Source organism: Dysgonomonas sp. Marseille-Q5470 (assembly GCF_951230145.1).
GTDB lineage: Bacteria > Bacteroidota > Bacteroidia > Bacteroidales > Dysgonomonadaceae > Dysgonomonas.
Genome location: NZ_CATNVE010000003.1, coordinates 520055 through 544911, shown reverse-complemented (window position 1 = coordinate 544911; position 24857 = coordinate 520055). Strand labels below are relative to the sequence as shown.

The window sequence follows — 24857 nt, the reverse complement described above, 5'->3', positions numbered from 1 at the left end:
CAATGAGATTAAAAAAAATTAATACCTCTTTATGGAAATTCAGAGACTTTAATATCTATTAAGTAGAAAAAGACAAGATTAAGTAACAATTTAAAACATACAGTTATGAAAAACGCAGTAAACCTAAACTCAACAGAATGGTGTGACATAGTTTTTGAAGGAAGAAACAAATCATACGGAGCATTCGCTTTAAGGCAATCTTCTTGGAAACGACACATTCTCGCTTTTGCTATCATCTTAGTTTTTGTAGGTTTTGTAACAGCCCTACCGTTAATCATCAGTACTGTAAAAGCTGCAACAGGCATACAGCCGGATAATATAACAGATAAATATACAATAGTAGTTATCGATCCGCCATTAAACAAAGTAGATGAGATTGAAAAACCACCAATTCCAGAACCACCTAAATTTATACAAATGACGAAGTTTGTTCCACCAACAATTGTAGATGACTATAAAGTCAATAATGAAGAAGAGATGGTGACAATGGAAGAGGTTGCAAAAGGCAAAGACGCCATTGGAAAACACAAGGTAGAAAATGGTTCTACTGACCCTGATGCTGTCCGAAAAGATATAGAAAGCATAATGACACCAACGGCTAAGGGAGGAACAGAAAAGAAACCCGAGACATTTATTGCAGTAGAAATCATGCCCCAATTCCCTGGTGGTGAATCCGAAATGTATAAATTTATAAGTGCCAACCTTAAATACCCCGTTGTAGATCAAGAGATAGGAACACAGGGACGTGTTATAGTAAGATTCGTTGTTAGTAAAACCGGTGAAATATCCAACTTGGAATTATTAAAAGGTATTAGTCCGACATGCGACAAGGAAGCAATGAGAGTTATAAAAAGTATGCCAAAATGGATTCCGGGGAAGCAAAGCGGAAATCCTGTTCAGGTATATTTCACAATTCCGATTGTATTCAAACTGAAACAATAGAAGTACTCTGCCCAAGAAGGCTGTATAGCGTTTTTACCTTATCCGATATTGATTTCTCTTCGATCAGGATGACAAAGGACAAGAAAAACACTATTACAGCCTTCTTATTGTTTCTCGGTAAGGTATTTCCAAAAACGTTTTGGCATGTGCTGTCGATGCAGTTTTGGATTTATACGTTCTTTTATGGTCATCGACTTAAAATAACCTTTCCACAACTCTTGAAATAACTTTTCGTCTTCGGCCATCAACTTTTCATCTAATTTTCCGCCCAGCAAATGTTCATCATTATCAAGGGTGATCTCTACCACTGTATTCAGATCATAGTAATACCCATATTTTCTTTTCATATCATAGATAACCCATTTTTGATCCGAAAAGCGATCTTTGAAATGACCAATAGCCAAAGGAAGAGCATTATATCGGGGAAATACAGGTGCAAAGAATATATCGTCAGCAGCTTTTTGAAAACGCACAAACTGTTTCAGATAGAGTTCCTCGTGGGACACTTTCCTAGCCAGTTGGCTCATCTGCAAAACATCGCTATCTGCAAAATTCGTTTCTATAGAGATTTTATTATCAAGCGCTTTACGAATATAACGGAACATAAGATCGTCACTTCCTTCTTCCTCCGAAAGCCAAACATAGGTAAGCATGTTGCATGCTCCTTTCGACAGTTTATTTTCTAATCCTTTCCAAACCCGAGTAGCTTTGTCTTCTTGCGTAACCACCGTATAGCTATCATCCATAAACATGGGAGCAATATCTCCTTCTGCCAGTAATCTGTCGGGAAATACTTTTCGGCTATATGCATCAAAGATGGCGGTCAATAAGCCTTCGAATGTTTTATCGTAAAAAAAAACTATCATCAGTCGGGGAATATTATAGACAACTGGCTATCATCACCTTTTCGCTTTTTAGGTTCAGTAAGGATTTTGCGAACATACTCCGGCGTAGCCTCATTGACTGTATACATGGGCAGCTCGTTGCAAGTAATAAAATACTGCGCTTTTTTCATCACCACTCCAATCTTTTTAAGATGTGAGGCATTCAATCTACCATGCCGACGCGAAGTTACAATATACTGGGCTGACTTAACCCCAATACCCGGCACACGAAGAATCATTACATAGTCAGCTTTGTTAATATCCACCGGAAACATTTCGGGATGCCGCAGTGCCCATGCCAATTTCGGGTCTATCTCGAGATCAAGATCAGGATATGCATCGTCTACGATTTCGTCAGCTCTATACTGATAAAAACGCATCAGCCAGTCGGCCTGATATAAGCGATTTTCCCTCACCAATGGCGCCTGCGTTAGTGCTGGCAAACGAGTATCATAGCTGTTTACCGGAATAAAGCCCGAGTAGTATACACGCCTCATCTGCGTTTGTTGATAAAGGATGGAAGACACGCGCAAGATATCCTTATCCCGCTCATTGGTTGCACCTACTATCATTTGCGTACTCTGTCCGGCAGGAACAAAGCGTGGTGCAGAACGAAACTTCCGCCTGTCTTCTATACTTTGTTGCATCCCCTGCTGAATATAGCGCATCGGCTTGTATACACTGCGGTGATCTTTTTCGGGAGCCAGTAGTTTCAGATTTACCTCTGTAGGTATTTCCAGATTTACACTCATACGATCGGCATACAATCCGGCTTCACTAATCAATTCCTGACTAGCACCGGGTATGCTTTTCATGTGAATATATCCGTTGAATCGTTGTACAGTTCTGAGATTTTTTATGACCCTTACCATACGCTCCATCGTATAGTCCGGGTTGTTGATAACGCCCGAACTAAGAAAAAGTCCTTCGATATAGTTGCGACGATAAAACTCAATTGTAAGATCAACCAATTCTTGGACGGTGAAAGTAGCTCTACGAATATCATTACTCCTACGGTTGATACAATATGCACAATCATAAATACAGTAGTTGGTTAGCATAATTTTCAACAATGAAACGCAACGCCCATCTTCCGTAAAACTATGGCATATCCCCATACCACCTACAGTATTCCCGAGTCCGCCCGCTTTATTTTTGCGGACAGTTCCACTGGAAGAGCAAGAAACGTCATACTTTGCCGACTCTGCCAATACCTCCAGTTTTTCGAGTACATTATCATTCATAGAAATACAAAGAAAAGCATTTTAAAAGAGAGGCTATTATAAAATAATTTAAAATAAGACCTTTTGTTGAAAAATAACTAAAACACTAATTACATGCAATTTACAATAAAATATTTTATTACTATTAAGCAAAATGTATCGTTAAAGTCGAGCATAAAGGCACATACATCGAATTAGTGTTTAGATATATATTTTAAACTATTTTAACCACTCAAAAAGAGAAAACACAAAGTAAAACTCTGCGGAAATCCTTATTTTGCATATATTTGTAATATCACATCTAATAAATTATTCAGGCCTGCCGTTATGAAAAAAATATGCACACTGATTGCTTTATGTATATGTTATTCTGTATTATATGCGCAAAATACAGACAAACAAATTTACAAGCATGCAGAACTAGAGACAATCCTCAACAATATCAGAGAGAAACATATCCCTGACAAAAGAGTAAAAGTGTTTGATATAAAAGTAGATGATCACGAAAAGAATCCTACATTATCAGGAGTTACATCCGACATTGCTGCATATAATGAATTAATAAAGCAGTCTGAAAAAATCTATGGAAAAAACTTCACAGATAAGATAAAATTATTACCCGATAAAGATTTAGGAGACAAGACGTATGGTGTGATAACCTTGTCTGTTGCCGATATCCGAATTGAAGGCAAATTCTCGGCAGAAATGGCTACTCAGGCTACCCTCGGAACACCAATCCGAATTTTACAAAAAGATGGGTGGAGTCGCATACAAACTCCTGATGGATACATAGCTTGGACTCAGGAAATAAATTATCACCCGATGACTAAGACTGAATTTGAGAATTGGAACTCGGCTAAAAAAATAATATTTACAGACTATTTTGGGTTTGCATATTCTGCACCTGATACACAAAGTCAGACTGTATCCGATCTAGTCAGTTGCAACATTCTGAAAAAAGAAGGCGAGGTTGGAGATTTTTATAATGTATCATACCCCGATGGACGAAAAGCATATATACTAAAAAGCCAAAGTAAAAAGTATGAAGACTGGCTTGCCGGAATTATAATATCAGGGGACGACTTTGTGAAAAAGGCATACACCCTGATGGGGATTCCCTATGTATGGGGTGGTACATCGGTAAAGGGCATGGACTGTAGTGGGTTTACCAAAACAATAGCACTGATGCACGGTATTATTCTGATGAGAGATGCCTCACAACAGGTACATACAGGCATACCGATTGATGTAAGCAATGGATATGGAAACTTACAACCCGGAGATTTGATGTTTTTTGGAAAAAAAGCTGAAAAGGATAAAAAAGAACGTATACGTCATGTCGCATTTTATATTGGCAACAATAAGTTCATTCATGCATCAGGGTATATCCGTATCAGCAGCCTCGATCCTAAAGACAATGATTATGACGAAGTGAATACAAAAGAATTCATCAGAGCTTCGCGCATAATAGGGGCCATAGATAAAGAGGGATCGGGAATATGGTCTATATCAAACAACTCATTCTATAAGTAATTATCATCATACTTAATATATCGAATCATGTCACAATCGAGACGTAATTTTCTAAAAACAGCAGCTTTAACAACAATAGGAAGTGGATTATTCGCCGGCAATCCATTAGCAGCATTTGCTCAAAATAATAAGAAGACTATTTCATTAAATAAGAAAATGAAGTTAAGCTTTAAGCCATACGATTTGCAATTGCGCCATGTATTCACTATTGCTAATTCTTCACGCACAACAACACCTGTTGTACTGACTGAAATTACATACGATGGCATAACTGGCTATGGAGAAGCTTCTCTCCCTCCCTATTTGGGAGAAACCCAAGCTTCGGTAATCGAATTTCTGAAAAAAGTAGATCTCGAACAATTTTCCAGTCCGTTTGAACTGGATGATATACTCACCTATATCGACAAAATAACAGAGAATAATACTGCGGCTAAGGCTTCTATAGATATTGCATTGCATGATTTGGTAGGCAAAATAATGAATCAGCCCTGGTATAAAATATGGGGGTTGGACAAAGAGAAAACACCATCTACAACGTTTACGATTGGTATCGATACGGATGAGATTGTTAAACAAAAAACCAGAGAGGCCGCACCATTATACAATATACTGAAGGTAAAGCTCGGACGAGAAAATGACAAGCAGATGATAGAGGCTATACGGACAGTAACCGACAAGCCTATAGCCGTGGATGCCAATCAGGGATGGAAAGATAAACATTATGCATTGGACATGATCAACTGGCTAAAAGAAAAAGGTATAGTCATGGTCGAACAACCAATGCCCAAATATAATCTGGAAGATGCCGCATGGATTACAGAAAGAAGCCCGCTACCTATATTTGCTGATGAGTCTTTTCAACGTCTTCAAGATGTGCTACGGCTAAAAGGAGCTTTCACCGGAGTAAATATCAAGTTAATGAAGTGTACAGGCATGCGTGAAGCTTGGAAAATACAAACTGTAGCACGGGCAGCCAACATGAAAGTAATGATAGGCTGTATGACCGAAACGTCTTGTGCCATCTCTGCCGCAACGCAATTATCACCGGCTGTAGATTGGGCCGATCTGGATGGGAATCTATTGATCAGTAATGACTGCTTCAAAGGAGTAACAGTTATAAATGGGAAGTTACATCTGGATGATAAGCCCGGAATCGGAATAGAGAAAGTCGGGTGATCCAAATAGTTTTTTGATGATAAGTTATATTTATTTATCTATCTTTGCATAAATTTAATACATAAGAATACGTGATATTACTAGCTGAAAGCGGCTCTACAAAGACAGAGTGGTGCCTGGTGGACAGAAGTGGAATTGTAGAACATTTCTTGTCCGATGGTATTAATCCTTTTTTCCAGACAAGAAAGGAGATAAGTCGTTCTATTCGGCTACAATTGCCACCGATCTTCTTTAAGACTAAATTTCATACCATACATTTCTATGGTGCAGGCTGTTCTTCACTTGAAAAGAAGAATGTAGTAAAAGCTTCACTTGAGGCCCAGTTTAAAACACCATCGATCATCGAAAGTGACCTTTTGGGTTCGGCTCGTTCCCTATTTAAAAACGAAGCCGGTATTGCCTGTATTTTGGGAACCGGCTCTAACTCGTGTCTATATGATGGGGATACCATAATAAAGAATGTGAAACCTTTGGGGTATATCCTTGGGGACGAGGGAAGTGGCGCTTCCTTAGGTAAGATATTTCTTGCTGATTGCTTAAAAGGATTAGCACCTACTGAACTTATAGAGCCATTCTACAGAAAGTATAAGATTGATCCGGATGAGATCATGGATTATATTTATTCTAAACCATTCCCAAACAAACTCTTATCCGTCTTGTCATTCTTTCTATACGAATATCTCGAACATCCCTATATCAATAATTTAGTCAGAAAGAATCTACGGTCTTTCTTTGAAAGGAATATCCTTCAATATGAATATAAGGAATACCCTATACGCTTTGTAGGATCGATAGCAAAAATGTACTCCTTCATCTTAAGAGAAATAGCTCAAGACTTAGGAATATACATTGATGTTATTATTGAAAATCCGATTAAAGGACTGATTGAATATCATAAAGAAAACGGACAGTTAATATAGATAAGATATCTATATTACTTTTTATCTTCCTTATTAGCCAGAGTGATTCTTACAGCATTCATGCCTTTTTGACCTCGCTCCAATTCGAATGTCACCATATTGCCTTCTTCAATGGGAACTAAAGTGCTGCTTACATGGAAGAAATATTTTTCTGTGCTACCTGTGTGTTTAATAAAGCCATACCCCTTATCCTGATTAAAGTATTCTACACGACCATTGAGGATAGGATCTTCTACATCTTCTTTCTTGGGCGTTGAAATAGCGATATCTTCTATTTCTATATCTTGTTTATTTGTCTGAGTGGGAGGTGTACTGGTTATAACACCATTTTCATCCACATAAGCGATCATATCTTCAAATGAGTCGACAGGAGCATTTCGCCTTTCCTCTCTTTTCTGTTGTTTTTCTTTTCTCTTTTGCTGTTTGTTTTTTTCTATTTCTCTTTTGTTAAATGAATTTGATTTTGCCATTAATTATATATTTATGTTTTTATATTTGTTACGCTGGAATTGATAATTGATTCAACTTCTTCCCTGTTAGTTTCTGAATATCATTTAGCATTGCATTCTCTTCCGCCGAACAGAAAGTAAGAGCAGTTCCACTATTACCTGCACGTCCGGTACGACCGATACGATGCACATAAGTTTCGGGAACATCGGGCAAATCATAATTGATAACCAACTCCAGTTGATCCACATCTATCCCTCTTGCCGCAATATCCGTAGCAATGAGAACTCGTGTCTTTTGTGACTTGAAATTATTCAACGCACGTTGACGTGCATTTTGAGATTTGTTGCCATGAATAGCTTCGCTACCAATCCCTGCTTTACAAAGAAGACGTGCAATTTTGTCTGCTCCATGCTTCGTGCGGGAAAAGACTAGAACTGATTGCTTTTTATCTTTTTTCAACAAATTGATCAACAAGTCTTTCTTTTCTTGTTTCTCTACAAAATACAAATATTGCTTAATAGTATCTATAACAGATGATGCAGGTGTAACTTCTACCTTAAGAGGATCTCTGAGGATATAGCGAGACAAAGAAGCAATTGTCGATGGCATAGTAGCAGAGAAAAACAAAGTTTGTTTCTCCTTAGGCAACTTAGGCAGCAGACGTTTAATATCATGAATAAAACCCATATCTAACATACGGTCAGCTTCATCAAGGACGAAATGACGTATAGAGTCCAGATTTATAAAACCCTGATTAATCAAATCCAATAGTCGTCCCGGTGTAGCAACTAATATATCTATGCCTGTCTTCAATTCATCTGTTTGCGCTTTTTGCTTCACTCCTCCATATATAACACAATGGCGAATTCCTGTATACTGAGTATAGTCATTGAGGCTGTCGTTTATTTGGATTGCCAGTTCTCGTGTTGGAGTTAATATTAAAGCTCTTATTTCTCTCTTTTTGCCACTAACTTTATTCAAATAAAGTTGCTGAATGATAGGCAGTGAGAAGGCGGCGGTTTTACCTGTACCTGTTTGTGCCAATCCTAAAACATCTCGATTGGTTAAAGCCGGAATAATAGCTTTTTCTTGTATAGGAGTTGGCGTTGTATATCCTTTTTCTTCCAGAGCCTTTAATATCGGCTCAATAATATTTAATTCTTTAAATGTCATAAATAGCTTAACTGTAATCTACTACAGATTTTATAATTGAATAATGTGTTACGAACACTGTGCAACACATTTCCGTAACTTGTTAATAAAATAAACAAGAAAGTTAATTTTGACGTCATTTTTTACGATGGGAAGTTCCGCTAAAACAGAGGCGGAGCAAAACATTGCGAAGAAAGATACAATATAAACTCGATTGTTCAAAAGACAAAGATACGAAAACAAATCGACTTATTCTATTCTTCGTATTTTATTTGATAAAACTCTCTAGTATATAAGAGGATAAAACAATATAGACAATAATAAAAAAGTGTCCTGAAATAATTTGTATTTTATATTTGTCATGTTGAACGGAGTGAAACATCTCGTTCGGGAGGATGGAGATTCTTCATTACATTCAGAATGACAAAGAAGATAATACTTCGGTAATACAAATTATTTCAGGACACTTCTTCTTTTTTCCTTTATTTAAACATAAAAGAAAGAATATTTGACATCAGGCTGTCTCTTTCTGCTTGATCTTTTATCGCTTCGAAAGGAAAACCAATTACACACGTTTTGTAATCGCCATCATGAGCAATACCGGCACTAAGATTATTCTCTGTATATCTGAATACTGTATAACTATTATCTCCGGCTGGCTCTAAAGCATCAGGAGATTCTACAGCATAAGCTATAGGGTTGAGTTTGGTATAAAACTCATAGTTACCAGAAAATACGGGAAATGGAGACGCTATTGTTTTCACTTTCCCCTCAACTGCTGCACGCCCGACTCTCCATTTATATTTTAACACATCGGCAGCAAATTTTTGATCTTCTACTTGAGGCTTTTCGGTATCCCACAGATCAGAAGCGATATAAGCTCCGCTTATAAAGATATTTCCTCCTTGTTTACAATAATCAGTAATTTTGCTTTGCAATTCTTTAGGAAATGTTTTGAACTCAACAGGACTTACATCTCTACCCATTTTTGTTTGTCGTTGTTTCCCTAATATCAAATCTACTAATTTGTAAGAGTTCATGTCCACAGCTCCGTCCAATATAGCATCACGGCTTACAGACACGAACGAATATCCCGCTGCAGTAATAGATCGCCCATGCATAGACGGATAGTCAAATGTATTTCCGGCAACAACTGTTGTTTCGTAATTCCCATTGCTTGCACCAAAGCCTGCAGCATCGTCATCCATCCAAGGTATCGTCCTTCTGAATTCGTATTGGCTTCCAATATAATTATATTCTACTTTATCGGGCACTCCATGGTCAATAAAGTCTAAAAATCCACCAATGCTATCTCTCGAAGCAAAGCTATAAGGAGCAGATAGTCTATCAAAACCATTAACAATAAGCACCTGCCCTTTCTCTTCCGACTTCTTACATACCGAAAGTATTTCAGACGGAAAGCTTTGTCCTCCTTTGTTTACAGCAGTTATCTTAAAGCTATATAATACTTCTTTTTCGATCGGCATAATCGCACTTATACCATTCACTATCTTACCATTATCAAAGTCTCCATCGCCTATACGTGTATATACGATATATTGATCAGGCTTTGCGCTTGGCTCGGTAACATCATCTACCGGCTTCCATTTTAATTCCACCTGAGTATCCCCGGAAAATTGCGCACTAAATGATTTTACCGGTAATGGCTGCACAACATAATCATAGCCATATTGATGAGCCACGAATTTGAGCATGCCTTTATATATGGAACGGCTAACGGTAAAACGGAAACGAGGATCGAGACCATATTTCATATCTGCAAAATTCTGGTGCGACAGTAATTCCAACAACATGGTAGGCACATTCGGAACACGGGCTTCGCTATAAGAACGGTTCCACATCTGACGACGAGTCCACTGCGGTTCATACTCGCGGCGAATATCTTTTACGATCTCATCCATTATCACTTCGGTAAGGTCACGAGAAGCCCAGCGAGTCTTACCATTTTCAAACTTTTCATCATTGTGATGAGTCATATAAATACCGAGGCTTCCAATAATAGAATCGTTGAAGGTAGTACCGGCATCGGTATGAAAAGCCATCGCAAGGTCTATCGGAATATTCAGTCCGTCCTTTTTAGGTAATACCGAAGAACCCCCTGCAATATAATTTACCCAGAAACCTCTACTTTGATAATCGTCGGTATAGTCATTTTTTCCTTCGCTCTTGTTGTATATACTATCGGGAGCACCAGCCCATTGCAACCAGTAACGAGCACCCTCTGTATAACGAGGATAACCGCTCACCTCAGGTTTATAATCTATCGCCGGAAGTTTCTTTATATTATCATTTTCAATAGTTTCGGAACTTTTAGTATTGTCGGTTACAACACCGCTGGCATGAGGCAGTCTTGCAATATTACCCATTCCTCCTCCTATTTTAACAGCATCAGCAGTCAATATACGTCCGGCTTTATTGCTTTTATTGGTCAATACAACCTTACAATTTTCATTTATACCCTTATCAAAAGAAAAATAACCCAGAAATATCCATGTACCTCCACCCATCTTTTGATTAATACTAAAGTCAGTTTTTCCACCCTTATGATATACTGTATATCGGGCATCATCTGTACTATTAGCTAATGTCTTATAAGATATATACACCCCATATTTACCATTTTCGGGAATATCGGGGATCCACTCACATCGACTTTCTTCTCCGTTCTTTATTGTCTTTACTTCTTTGTAAGAGCCTGATCTGAATGGATTTTCTCCATCCAGATATAACTCTTTCAAATATGCAAATCCTTCATAGTAGCCAGCTGTCCAGCTGTCTTTTCCATTAATTTCTTTATATATCGATTTATCTTTATTTCTATCGTTATCTACAATTATTTCATGTCGCTGTATATCACGTTCGCGAGGCAACAAAACATTTGCACCTGCATTTTCGAGCATAGGTACTAAGTATGGCAATACATAACTTTGAGTATATAGATCTTCCACAGTCTGAAAGATACGAGCGCGCTGCCACTCCCAACGTGCTAACTTTTGTTCGTAATACCATCCGTGGCTTTGCCATATAGCCAGGTGATGATTCTGCAATCCTCGGTCAGCAACATAGGGTTGAGATAAGTTTGCTATCAATGGTTTATCAAGCTTGTTAGCAAATAGCTGCTTTCTTTCTTTTCCAAATAAAACCAAATCTTCTACTTTTCGGGTATCTGTAACCAATTCGACTTTGTATTTTTTATACTTTTCGGGAAGTAGACCTTTAATTTTATTATAAATAACATCTACTTCATTTTTCCGAAAAGGAATATAGGAAAGGTTTACTCCAGCAAAGAAGGTTATAGTTTTTCCTTGTATGTTCACAGAGTCTATTTTTATTTTCCCTGTTTTTACATCCTTGTTGGCAAATTCTGTCAGGTATGTTCCAATATTACGTTTAATACTATCGGGAATAATTTGAGCTTTTATTTCATTCACTATAAAAAATGAGAGAAATAAAAGAGAAACATTGAAAAAAAAACTCCTTTTCATTATAATTTAATTTATCATAAACGCTCAAAAGAATAACCTCTTTTTGCTAAACCTTTTATAATTTCATTTAATCTCAAATATAATTTATCTTTTCTATCAGGATGAGTTCCCGGATGAATAAGAATTATAGCGCCATCCAATGTATTTGCTTTTTCATATGCAAACAGCTGGTCTATTATCTGTTGGGAAGACATGTAGTTTTTCATATCCGGGGTCGTATAATCGGCAGCTGTTCTCAATCCGGGAGTAAAGTTAATCGTTATCTGATTTTGCGATTCAATTAAGTTCACATTTTCCTTATTATACCACTCATACGGAGGCAAATAATAATTCACATCAGATTGTTTTACTCCATGCTTTTCGAGTTCATTCATATTTTGCCTTAAATCATTAATAAGGCTATCTGATGTCACAAGAGACTGACCCCTATTTCCCCAAGATGCATACAACAGATGCTTATCTGAATGTCCTCCTACATAATGTCCTTTTTTAATAATTTTATTAATCATTTCTTTATGTTCTTTCATTCGCAGGCAATTTCCTGTAAGAAAAAAAGATGCTTTAATTTTATTATTATCTAAAGTATTGAGAATAGATGAAGCTCCCTCAAATACTGAATCTGCAGAAAAAATTAAATGAATTACTTTTTTATCCGTGTTGATTCTAACAGTGGCTCCGTAGGCATCAGTTACCGTATTATTTAGTTTACTAGACTGTTTTCTTCCTAATTGCTCCATTATGGAGAGGTAATATATCATGTAACAAGTACCATCGATCACAGGCTCATTAGTTCCATAAGAATCTTGATGAAATACAGCCGGACCATTCTGAAAGGCAGCTAAAGGATCTTTACTGCGACTCACTTTTGGGACACCCAAGAATGTATCATGCCAACCTTCATTGATGGGACCGTCAACCAATCCCCCCAAACGAGTTTCGTCTGTTCTGGAAGAAACGCCTCCTTCAGGAAAGCCTCCTATAAAAGAGAATCCCCAAGGATTACAACCTAAAATCCAATCACGTAAAGCAGCTTCCATCTCTTGAAAAGAACTATCTCCTGAGACCTCTTTATATTGGTGAGCATAAGAAGCGGCTCCAATAACGGCAAAGTTAGCACACCACACATAAGGCACACCATTCATAAACGGCTCATTTCCTGCACGGTTTCGAATAGTTTGTAATCCTTGACGCATAAAGTCGGTGAATTTTTTACTTATTACTTCATCTTCGGACTTTGCCATCAGGTGATGTCCCTGATTAACAAAAGGATAGAATTGATAGTGACGTGCAAATCCAAATGCCCACAAAGGATTAACGGGTTCAAGTTGTCCCCAGTAGTCTCCTTCGGCACGCCATTTAGGCTCTTTGGTAAGAGTATAAAATGTAGCAGCCGCTAACTCTATATCATCCACATAATTGTCTTCTTCGTAAAAATAAGGGGAAACTACACAGACTGTTTGAGTATTTCCGGGATGCTCAAGAGCAAATTGATAGGCAGGCTCTGCTTTATCTGATAGTACTTGAGCAAAAGCAGGATCTATATTTTTGAAAAGTTCGGCTCCCAGAGCAAAACAGGAAGCAAATTTACCTGCAGAGGAAGCCACTCCGGTGGTACGGTTCAGTTGAATCTCTCCATTTCTGGGATTAGGTAAATCTTGAGGCTCTCCGGTAATAAAATAAACAGGTCGCCCCTTACCAGGTCCCCAGCCATAATCTACATTATCGTTTTGAGGCAGCCCATAACCGGCATGGTCTCGGTCATCAGCTATCTGGTTATACATTTCTTTAGGCGCAGGGTTCATTCTGGATAGCCAGTCTAATCCCCAACGGATTTCATCTAAGATATCCGGAATTCCGTTACTGCCAGGACTAGCATCAGCACGATAATTGTCTTTAAAAATTGTTTTATCTTTTGCCTGATAATAAGCTAACATCATGTGATAGATAGCACTTGCTGTGGTAGTAACATATTGTAATTTATCATCTGCGTCATGCCAACCACCGCGAACATCAATATGTTCTCCTGTACGGGTAGGATGCTCAACAATAAAGCCATCATGTTGATGACAAACGGTACCTAAAAAATTATTATGCCCGCAACGTTGACGGCGCATATAATTAAGCATAAAATCAACAGACCCTTCGTAAATATCTGCTCCAATCTTAAATTGAGGAGATTTAACGCCGGCAGCTTCAATATAATAATCGCCTTCTGCCTGAATAGAAGAAAAATCGAGACGAAAAGCCAATTTTAATCCCCAATATGCAGCATCCGCAATTTTTCCCTGTCCGCTGTATACTACTTTTCCGGTTTTTGCATCAACAAGAGAAAAATCAGGGGTACCATGTTGAGTTGTAGGCAACACGGGAGGTTGTCCTCTATTGCCACGAAAAGATAAATCGGGGGTAATTTCTTCAGTTGAGATCAACACTGCAACTTTGATATCTTTGGGTAGATATCCCAATTGATTTATCCTTACCCATGAAGATTGTCCATAAGACAGGGAAACCATCAAGCAAAAAATAAAAAAAGCGACTAAGCGATGCTGTTTCATGTGACAAAAGATTAAGATAAAAGAAGGAGACAACTTGGCATCCCAGGATGTCTCCTTCTATATAAAAAGTCTATTCAATAATATGAAGAATATTGTAACAATCCTTCATTTATATCATAATATTTGTTATTCCCACCCTTTGGTTTGAGTCAACTTATACCCCTGGCTAGAATACAAATTTATCTGATCTTGGCTAACAGGAGACAAATAAACCCTATCGGTAAAATTATCTCTATCTTTAACTCCTTCAGGCAAGTAATATCCTACCATATCAGCAGCATTAGTTCCATTAAATTTAACAATAGTCCCATCTTCCTTCATTACTTGAGTGATATTCTTTTTTGTAGCTCCAACCAATTCAGGTATTTCTTTAGGAATATCTACCCACACGCCTTTTAGTATATCTGGTTTTACAGAACCTTTCATATAATTTATTTTTTTCCATCTCTTTATATCCAACAAACGAGATGGTTCCATAAACAACTCCATACGACGTTCACGACGAATCTCCCATATCAGAGACGGAACGTCTTGGTCACGAGACGGATCGACAGGTAATGCACTCAAATTCATATGAGGACTCTTAACAATACCTTTACTAATAGCTTCAGCATCTAAAGGACGATCACGCAAAACGTTTATAGACCTATTTATATCTTGTTGCGTAACAGCAGCACCTCCGATTGAAGCAAGCTCTGCTTTGGCCTCTATCCAGTTTAGAAGAATCTCTCCATAACGTATAACTGGGGCATCATTTGTATTAGTATTACTTGTATATTTGGGAGGAAGAGGCAATGAAAGCGTAGGGCCGATTCTATCTACAAATTTATTTGTGAAAAGCAATGCTGCAGCTTTTGAGTTTAATTTATTTGAAAATGAAGACTCAAAGCGAGGATCCCGTGTTTTCATCAAATTATCAAGGTCAAATTTAGCAGCATCAGCAACTGAAGAGTTCTGCCAAACATTTCCATCATTACAGATAAATGCTTTCACTACATCTAGATTTGCAGACTGATCTTGTGCCTCATAATTGGAATTATAAGAAGCCACACAATGTGTTATACTCACCGATGCGTCATAATGCCTATACATAATACATTCCTTATTACCTGAAAGATTTTCAGATCCGAAAAGGGTATGCATGTCAGTGTCTATTGCATACTTGCCGGCCATAAGTAACTCGGAAGCTTCTACTGCAAATTCAAGGAATTTTTTTGCTCTTGTCTGATCTGCATTATGATATTTCTGCCAGGTCCCTTCAAATAGCATCCATCTTGAAATAAAGGCAGCCGCAACATCTCTATTCAGAGTTTGAGCTCCATCATTAGTACGAATATTTTGCAATACATACTTGAATTCATTATATACGTTATCCATTACTTCATTACGGGGCGTCCGGTCTTTATACATGATGTCCTTCTCTGTAGTAATGAAATCTTTCTCGAAATAAGGAACATCACCAAAAACACTTACCAAACGACAATAATCGAGTGCTTTAAAAAAACGCGCCACAGCTATCCAATGGTTATAAGCCTCAGGTGTAAGAACATTCTGCATCCGGGTTTCAATACGATCTACCATTAAATTAGACTTGCGTATCCATCCGAAATACCAAGTAGGTCCAGCGTACTGAGTCAACCATGCAGGAGGACTAATTATACTGTTACTTCCTCTTGTAGCAGGTACACTGACTTCAAACAGAGATTGTACATTTTTAGAAACAACATCATCACTGAACATATATCCTTTGAAGAGTGAATAATCGAATGTCCAGGAAGAATTGTAGCCTACAAAGAATTGTGTATAGAACTCGTTAGCATATAAACGTACATTATTCTCCTGTACCCAATATTTATCATCATCGATACTATTCAATTGCGAACGATCCAAATAATCGGAACACCCCATAAAGAGAGTAGCAGACAGTAGTCCGAACGCAAGAATTGTTTTCTTTATTAGATTGATATTCTTCATTATTGCTTAATTTTTAAAAAGTTAATTGAACGCCAAATGAAACATTCTTAAACATTGGCGCCCCAACACCGGTACGCCCTGAGTTATAATTATTATTAGTAGCATCCCACATAGAGATTCCATTCATCACTTCAGGATCGACAGGCAGACCATTTAATTTATCCCAAGTATATATATTTTCCATAGACAGGTAAATACGAGCCTTTGTTATATATGCCTTTCGTGTAAGAGCTGGAGGTAAGCTATATCCAAATGTTACATTCTTAAGTCTTAAGTAGGACATATTCAGGAGATATCGATCTGATATATGTGTATTATTTACGGCTGTAGATCCACCGGCTACCGCTGCTACATTATATGGACGAGGATAAAAAGCATCTGTACGGTCTTCGCGCCAGAAATCTCCGGCTATTGCCTGAGCCATAGCTCCATCCGAAGTATTGTATCCCGGTATAGCCAATGCTCCATCCCCCCATATACTACGTTTACCTACTCCCTGGAAAAACAATTGCATATCGAATCCTTTATAATCGGCACCTACTCGGAATCCGTAATTAAAGCGAGGTGTCGTATTTCCTATTACAGTTAAATCTCCAGGATCATCCGCCGTATTACTACCATTGGTGATTCTACCATCTCCATCCAAATCTTTATATTTTACATCCCCTGGGCCAAATTTAAAGTCAGCTGTTGTCTGAACAAATGGCTGGTATACAGGGTTATCCCCTTTCAGTTTATACATCTGCTTAGTAGGTGAATTTGGATTATTGGGATCTAAAGGCACTGAAATAACAATCAAATTACCGGAAGAATCATACTCGAAATCATCTTTCTGATAAAGACGATCTACTTTATATCCCCAAATATCTCCATAACGTTTTCCTGCCCACCATAAGGTAGCAGAAGTACTTTTGATAGCTCCTTCTGTGTAATCTGTTATATATGTTTGAGCATCAGAGAGTGTAAACATTCCGTTTATACCCAACCCATTGGCAAATCGATGATTATAATCAAGTGAAAACTCCCAACCTCTTGTTCTTAATTCGCCATAATTACCCTCTGGAGACGGTGCACCAAAAGCATTAGGCAATGTTACACCAGGGACAATCATATTTCGTGTATTACGTTGATACCAGTCGAAGGTAGCACTTAATTCATTAAAGAGGACAACGTCTACACCAAAGTCAAGCGTTTCTATATTTTGCCATGTAATATTTCTATCTACAGGTCCTGGTGTTCTAAAATAAGGGAACTTAGTAGTACCATCAAGCCAAGAAGAAGTGAAACCTGAAAGCGTCTGCATATAAAGACTTGATGCAACAGTCTGATCCCCTATTGAGCCCCATGATCCTCTGAATTTTAACGAACTTAAAGTAGGTTTAGCCCATGCCATAAAGGATTCCTCACTTGTACGCCAACCTACAGAAAAAGAAGGGAACCAACGCCATTTAAGTTCTGTTGGAAATTTTGAGGAACCATCGTAACGTAAATTAGCTTCCAATAGATATTTCTGATGAAAATCATAATTCACACGGCCGAAAAAGCCAGCTTGCGATTCCCACCATGTTCCACCACCCACCGTAGGAGTAGCTCCTGTAGCTAAATCGAACTGAGGATTTTTATAATCTAATAATTCTGTTTTCTGAGCCCAATATTGTTTTCTTTTCGATTTCACAGCATTCAAACCTGTCATAAATTTAAATGTATGAATACTGGCCAAATTCAGATTGTATGTTGTATAAGCATTAAAAGTATGTTGTTGCTCGTTTTCCGAATCTCTGCGGAAATGATCAGGGTTAGCACCTTTACCTGTATAAGTATTCAACGGTAAGCTATAAGCGGGCATTGCTCCAGTATCTCCTGCAGCGACAACATTTCCATCCTGATCTACATAAATACGACTCCCATTTGCATCCGTTCTAGGCACTGCTGCTGACCATGAATCTGCAGCGGTATAACGTGTTCCGGGTCTATCCCATAAAAATTCACGATTTGCAAAGGTATAGTCAAATTCCAGATTCCAGTCTTTTGTAAAATTTACAGTTGCTCCAATATTTACATTCAAATAATTAGTCTGTCTACTAGCTGTATTTGCTTGTGCCGCTTCTGATGCAGGACTCCGAATAATATTCCCATTTTCGTCCATACCGAAAGGTTGTAAAGGCCCCCAACGATATATGTATAGCCAAGGGTCCGCAGTCACAGAATTAGTCATATATGGATAATATTTTGTTCCTTGAGAAAACATAAGCCCACTCCTCAAAGTAACATATTTATTGACTTCTGTACTTAACTTTGCACTAGCATTGTAACGCTCATATTTATCCTTTTCTGCTTCTTTCATCAAGCCGCTTTGGTTAAAATATCCTAACCCTATGTTATAACCTACTTTTCCAGATTGTCCATTTACCGATAAGTTATGCGTTTGCGTAGGAGTCCATTCTTCAACCATATAGTCATAAGCATTGTACAAGCGTACTCCCATATTATTTTTTCCATCTACGTACCAGTCACGACCATATACCATCGGATCATTTACTCCCAGATTTCCGTATTTAGCGTACCATTCTTTAGATCGCTCATAACTTGCTTTATTCAGTTTCCAAAAGGCTCCACTAAGACTTGTACCAACTCTGTCCATTGCCGAAATTGAATATTCAAGTCCGTCAAGAGTTGCCATATCAACTTCTTTAGTTACTTTAGACCACGCAAAATTACCAGAATACTGTACACTTACTTTATCCGTTTTAGCTCCCTTCTTTGTGGTGATCAATATTACTCCAAATGCAGCTTTAGCTCCATATATAGATGATGCAGCAGCATCTTTTAATACACTTATTGATTCTATATCATCGGGATTAACAAGTGTTAAACTTGGGATCTCAACATTGTCTAACAAAATTAGTGGGTCTGATTTGGATGAACTTTGAATAGAACCTATTTGTCCACGTATCCTGAAAATTGGATCAGAACCAACTTCTCCACTCGGTATAACAATAGATAAGCCTGGAACCGAACCTTGCAATCCTCGCCCAACATCAGCTATCGGACGATTTTCTAAAGTTTTCCCTATATCTACAGAAGATACAGCTCCAGTTAGGTTTTCCTTTTTCTGGACACCATAACCTACCACCACTACTTCGCTCATTAGTTGAGAATCCTCTTGCATTGTTACATTAATTGCTTTTTGATTTCCTACAACTATTGATTGTGGTTTATAACCCACATATGTAAAAGTCAGTGTAGCATTAGCTGTAGTGGAAATACTATATCCCCCATCCATATCAGTGAGAGTTCCGTTTGTTGTTCCTTTCACAGTTACGCTAACACCAATAAGGGGTTCTCCTTTAGAATCTATAACTTTCCCTTGAATAGTTACCTTTGCTTGTTGTTGCTCCATAAATGTATTTAACTTCGTCCCCGAAGCATAAATACTCATGGAAAATGAGCAAACTAGCCCAATAGCTAACAAACAAAGAATTCTCTTTGACAGTGTTTTTCTGTTTGTTTTTGAGTTATTCATAATACTTTGTTTAGTAAAATTTTAAAAATACTTTTTCTTAATAAGTATAAAACATGAGAAGATTAAGGATTAATTTTAGGCTTATAGCTTTTTTTTCATACGTTTATTTAATAAAAGGTTATACAAATATTTAATTTCTAATTTTCTTTTTCTTACTGACAAGACAATTGGCTTCTGGTCATTGCTCATATCAACAAGAGAACAAGGGACTTGAAAGTTCAAGTCCCATAGGTATGAAACAACTAGATTCCAGAGGGAAATAACGATAACAATACGTTATCTTGGATTTTGAGTAATAATACCATTATTTTTATCTATTTCGTCTTGAGGTATAGGTAATATCTCATCTCTATTAGCCTTAAACCCACTAAACAGCTCTGGAGCTTTACCAAAACGAATTACATCCCAAAAACGAAAGCCTTCCATTGCTAGTTCGAGGCGTCGTTCTTTCAGAATATCCTCGACAAGCTGATTACCGGTTGAAGTAATTGCAGGCAAGCCAACTCTATCGCGTAATAATTTCAAATATTTCTTAGCTTCTCCTTCATCCTTTGTTGTACCTCTTGTACAAGCTTCTGCATAATTAAGATACACCTCAGCTAAACGAATAAGTTTAATATTCAAAGGATTGTTCCTAATTTCTTTAGAACGCTCACTTGGAGGTAAGTAATATTTTTGATTATAATAACCGGTCCTATTACGTTCCAATTTAGCAAAATCAGCAGGTGCTTCCCACGCCTTAAGATCTGCCTCTGTTAATAAGGTAACATCTTTTCTTTCAGTATCACCGATTGCGTCAAATGCGTCAGCAAGAGCCTTATATGGTTGATTTATTCCATAGCCATAAGTTACACCAAATGGTAACATCATTAATACATGGAAATTACCATTATTAGTTGTAGCCCCAGATTGGGTTGAAGAATTATAATGATTGATTTCTAATATAGACTCCGAACAATGTTCTCCAGCTAAAGTAAATTGATATCCGTAGTCCTCAACAAGAGTATAGTCTCCAGATTTAATCACCTCATATGCAGCAGCCTTTGCTTCATCAAATTTTTCTTCATATAAATAAACTCTTGAAAGCATAGCATAAGCAGCTCCCTGAGTAATACGTCCGGCATAAGTATTGTAATTAACCTCCGACCGCCTAGGCAATGAAGCAGCAGCAGCTTTCAAATCTTCTTCTATTTGGGCATATACTTCTGCTTTAGGTGTTCTTGGCTTACCCTTATCTGCAACCGTTGGAGTCTTGGTTAATAGAGGAACATCTCCAAAACATTTTACCAATTCATGATAAAAGTACCCTCTCAAGAAAAGAGCTTCGCCTAACAATGCACTCTTCTTATAAGTAGAAAATAGAGCATCATTCATCTTATTGATTCCATCTATAGTTTGATTTGCCTTATTTATTGCCCTATAGCATAACATATACCTATTCAGTATACGTCCATTATCTGCAGGATAATCATAAGCTTCCATGCGGGCATACCCCGAAACGTCAGCATCCGAACCACTATAAGTAGCATCATCAGAAAGTACATCTCCAAAAGCCCACAAAGTCCAAGTATAACGATAATCTTTCATATCTGAGTACGCTGCAATTAAAGACTGAAATGCATCTTCTTCTGTATTGAAAAAATTATCTGTAGTAAGGCTCCCCAATTTACTTTTGTCAAGAGCATCATCGCAACCATTCATCAGGAACATACTAAGTCCGATAAATAAACATAATATTTTGTTTGTTTTCATTGCTATATTCCTTTCTTAATTAAAATGTTATACTAACGCCACCTGTTATAGTCATTGCCTGAGGATATGTACCAATATCAACACCTCGACTCAAATAGTTAGTTGAAGTTATCTGTCCCACTTCTGGGTCTGCTCCACTATAGCTGGTAAATGTTAACAAATTTTGACCTGTTACATATATTCTTAATTTTTGCATATATGCCTTCTTCGTTAAAGAAACAGGGAATGTATATCCCAGCTGAACGTTACGCAGACGTAAATATGATCCATTTTCTACATAACGATCCGAAATACGCATATTATCATTTACATCTTTTCCTGCCAATCGAGGGATATATGTATTTGTATTATCTGTTCTCCAATAGTTCAATACCTTCACGTCTTTGTTTGTTACAGAGGATAAATCATATGTATAGTAGCGCATAGCATTAAATATATCATTTCCAACCGTTCCTCCCCATTGCATATTCATGTCAAAACCTTTATAAGCAAAACCTAGATTTATTGCATAGATAAAATCAGGGATTGGGTTTCCTATTATAACTTTATCCTTATCACTCAAAGCCTGATCTCCATTAGTATTAACAAAAACGACATCTCCTAATTCGGCATTAGGTTGCAACTTCTTAACCTCAGCAAGCTGCTCAGCCGTTTGCACTAATCCATTTGTCTTATATCCATAAAATGCTCCAATAGGATCTCCTACGCGCGTTATTGTTGCATTCCCGTTTCTAAGGGAACCTCCGGTTAATGGAGAACCACTACCTATACTCAACATCTTATTCTTAATAGTAGAAATATTAAAGCCTACATTATAGCTGAAATCTGTACTAATTTGATCTCTCCAACTAACATCAAACTCAAAGCCTTTATTCTCTGCACTACCAATGTTTGTTACCGGTCCACTTTCAAAACCTAAATAGTTAGGAATAGGCTCTGTAACCAACATATCTTTGGTTTTCTTATAGTAATACTCTCCACTAAAGTTTAACCTGCCATTAAGAAAGTTAGCATCTAATCCCACATTTGTAGATTCTGTAGTTTCCCATTTCACATCTGCATTACCCATTTTTACGGCTGTTAATCCTTGGAATAATTGTTGAGCAGAACCATTACCAAATAAATATGAATACTGAATATTAGAAGATAATAAATTCTGATATATATAGTTATCAATATTCTGATTTCCTATACGTCCCCAACCTGCTCTCAACTTCAATGAAGAGACCCAATCTGCATTTAAATTTTTAAAGAAATCTTCATTCGATACCTTCCAACCTAAAGCAAAAGAAGGGAAGTTACCATATTGATGCTTGCTACCGAATCGAGAAGAACCATCTCGACGCACAGATGCAGTAATCAAGTAGCGATCGTCAAAATCATAATTAATACGCCCCAAATATGAGATCAATGCCGACTCATATGCTATCCCTGTAGCCGTGGCTGATGATGCATCTTGTGCTGCATCGAGATATTGCAGGTCTGGGTTATCGTTTGGAGTATTCTTTTTACTACCTTCCAAAGTCTCTGTACGTCCCCATTCTCTAGTATAGCCAACAAGTGCATTCAACGTATGCTTCTGAGCAAAGACTCTATTGTAATTTAGAGTATTTTCCCAAACATAGTAATCATATTTTAGATATCCGCGAGTAACCATATTCACAGTATTTTTCTGATAGCTCGACACTGTATATACAGGAGTAAACTGATAATCATCAGTCTTTCTCATATCTACACCAAAGCTAGTTTTGAATTTAAAGTATTTCAAGAAGTTCAGATCTGCATATATGTTCCCAACAATACTAGTTATTTTGCTTTTATTGTTTGTAAAATCAATATCAGCAACAGGATTATTATAATCTACATATGGTGAATAACCATATTTACCATTAGCATCACGTACAGGAATAACCGGTTCTAACTTAATGGCAGAGTTTACTATACCAACAGTATTACTACCTTCAAGTATTTTATTAGTTTTAGACTGTGATATATTAAGATTAGTTCCTACAGAAAGAATTTTCTTTATAACAGTTTTCTCTACATTTTGCCTCAAAGACAGACGTTGATAATCAGTCTTCTTTATTGTACCTTCCTGGTCGATATATCCTACTCCCAAATTATATGTATATTCATCTACCATCCCCCCGGAAATTCCAAGATTATAACTTTGTATGGCAGCCGTACGCGTAATTTCCTTCATCCAATCCGTAGATGTATCCCTACTCACTTTACTTAAGTCTATTGGTGCAGAGCCTCTCACTTTATTTATTTCCGTTTGTAAGTCATACCATTGAGAGCCATTTAACAAATCCAGCTTATTATTGATTTTACTTGCTCCATAATAAGCATCTAAAGTAACTGTAGTATTCCCTGCTTTTCCTTGTTTAGTAGTGATCAATACAACACCATTCGCACCTCTTGCCCCATAAATAGCTGTAGCAGAAGCATCTTTAAGTATTTCCATAGATTGTATATCTGAAGTACTTAAATAATCAATATTACTTACAGGCATTCCATCAACCACATATAATGGATCTGAATTATTTACAGTACCAATACCCCTGATTCTTACGTTTATAGAACCGCCGGGTGCACCAGAGTTAGACGTAACGATAACACCAGGAGCTTGTCCTTGCAAAGCTTGCGCTACATTAGACACAGGCTGGCGACCAATTGCATCAGACTTAACTGAAGATATAGCGCCTGTTACATCACTTTTCTTCATCACTCCATATCCAACGACAATTACTTCATCCATCATAGTTACATCTTCAATCATAGTCACATTAATAGACTTATGATTACCAACCACGACGGTCTGAGACTTGTAACCTACATAAGTAAAAGTTAGGCTGGCATCGGTAGTAGTAGTGATACTATATGCACCATCTAAATCGGTTAGAGTTCCATCAATTGTTCCTTTCACGGTTACGCTAACACCAATAAGTGGTTCTCCTTTAGAATCTATAACTTTCCCTTGAATAGTTACCTTTGCTTGTTGTTGCTCGATCAATGCATTCGATTTCGTATCAGAAGCATGACCTTCAACCGTAAATGAGCAAACCAGCCCAATAGCTAACAAACAAAGAATTTTCTTTGGTAGTGTTTTTCTGTTTGTTTTTGAGTTATTCATGATGCTTTGTTTATTAAAATTTAAAAAATACTTTTTCCTAATAAGTATAAAACATGAGAAGATTTAAGATTAGTTTAGGTCTATATTTTTTTCATACGTCCATTTAATAAAAGGTTATATAAATATTTAAT

At 37.3% G+C, this 24857-nt stretch carries 14 protein-coding genes; 4 read left to right on the top strand and 10 right to left on the bottom strand.

The genetic code is table 11. From position 1 onward, the window contains the following. Positions 1-105 precede the first annotated feature (105 nt). Positions 106-942: an energy transducer TonB gene (locus QOX35_RS08255; RefSeq protein WP_283686535.1), complete on the top strand. Its 837-nt coding sequence runs from the start codon at positions 106-108 to the stop codon at positions 940-942. A gap of 104 nt (positions 943-1046) precedes the next feature. Here the strand turns inward: QOX35_RS08255 and QOX35_RS08250 are convergent, their stop codons facing one another. Continuing rightward, the gene (locus QOX35_RS08250) at positions 1047-1808 is read right to left on the bottom strand and encodes a TIGR03915 family putative DNA repair protein (protein WP_283686534.1); all 762 of its coding nucleotides are present in this window, start codon (positions 1806-1808) and stop codon (positions 1047-1049) included. Beyond that, entirely contained in the window at positions 1808-3070 is a 1263-nt protein-coding gene (locus QOX35_RS08245; protein WP_283686533.1) for a putative DNA modification/repair radical SAM protein, read from the bottom strand. The genes QOX35_RS08250 and QOX35_RS08245 overlap by 1 nt, the downstream gene beginning before the upstream one ends. 306 nt (positions 3071-3376) lie before the next feature. On the opposite strand from QOX35_RS08245, the gene QOX35_RS08240 reads away from it, so the two are divergent. From QOX35_RS08240 to QOX35_RS08230, 3 genes are all read left to right on the top strand, one after another. Next, on the top strand, positions 3377-4582 hold the full coding sequence (locus tag QOX35_RS08240; protein WP_283686532.1) for a C40 family peptidase: 1206 nt from the start codon (positions 3377-3379) through the stop codon (positions 4580-4582). Positions 4583-4609: 27 nt separating this feature from the next. Continuing rightward, complete coding sequence (locus tag QOX35_RS08235) at positions 4610-5758, top strand: dipeptide epimerase (RefSeq protein ID WP_283686531.1); 1149 nt, start codon at positions 4610-4612, stop codon at positions 5756-5758. Positions 5759-5829: 71 nt separating this feature from the next. After that, the gene (locus QOX35_RS08230; protein WP_283686530.1) at positions 5830-6678 is read left to right on the top strand and encodes a hypothetical protein; all 849 of its coding nucleotides are present in this window, start codon (positions 5830-5832) and stop codon (positions 6676-6678) included. 14 nt (positions 6679-6692) lie between these two features. On the opposite strand, the gene QOX35_RS08225 is transcribed toward QOX35_RS08230, so the two are convergent. The 8 genes from QOX35_RS08225 to QOX35_RS08190 form a co-directional block, all read right to left on the bottom strand. Then, positions 6693-7148, bottom strand: a complete 456-nt coding sequence (locus QOX35_RS08225) for a cold-shock protein (protein ID WP_135104081.1) — start codon at positions 7146-7148, stop codon at positions 6693-6695. Positions 7149-7176: 28 nt separating this feature from the next. Then, entirely contained in the window at positions 7177-8301 is a 1125-nt protein-coding gene (locus tag QOX35_RS08220) for a DEAD/DEAH box helicase (RefSeq protein WP_283686529.1), read from the bottom strand. Positions 8302-8762: 461 nt separating this feature from the next. Continuing rightward, positions 8763-11786, bottom strand: coding sequence for a golvesin C-terminal-like domain-containing protein (locus QOX35_RS08215; RefSeq protein ID WP_283686528.1), 3024 nt, complete (start codon positions 11784-11786; stop codon positions 8763-8765). A gap of 14 nt (positions 11787-11800) precedes the next feature. After that, positions 11801-14341 carry a bifunctional glycoside hydrolase family 9 protein/polysaccharide deacetylase gene (locus QOX35_RS08210; protein WP_283686527.1) on the bottom strand — a complete coding sequence of 847 codons (2541 nt, stop codon included), beginning with the start codon at positions 14339-14341 and terminating at the stop codon, positions 11801-11803. Positions 14342-14467: 126 nt separating this feature from the next. Further along, positions 14468-16315: a RagB/SusD family nutrient uptake outer membrane protein gene (locus tag QOX35_RS08205; protein WP_283686526.1), complete on the bottom strand. Its 1848-nt coding sequence runs from the start codon at positions 16313-16315 to the stop codon at positions 14468-14470. 13 nt (positions 16316-16328) lie between these two features. Further along, positions 16329-19838: a SusC/RagA family TonB-linked outer membrane protein gene (locus QOX35_RS08200; protein ID WP_283686525.1), complete on the bottom strand. Its 3510-nt coding sequence runs from the start codon at positions 19836-19838 to the stop codon at positions 16329-16331. 276 nt (positions 19839-20114) lie between these two features. Further along, the gene (locus tag QOX35_RS08195) at positions 20115-21590 is read right to left on the bottom strand and encodes a RagB/SusD family nutrient uptake outer membrane protein (RefSeq protein WP_283686524.1); all 1476 of its coding nucleotides are present in this window, start codon (positions 21588-21590) and stop codon (positions 20115-20117) included. Positions 21591-21609: 19 nt separating this feature from the next. Further along, positions 21610-24726: a SusC/RagA family TonB-linked outer membrane protein gene (locus QOX35_RS08190; RefSeq protein ID WP_283686523.1), complete on the bottom strand. Its 3117-nt coding sequence runs from the start codon at positions 24724-24726 to the stop codon at positions 21610-21612. Positions 24727-24857: the final 131 nt, after the last annotated feature.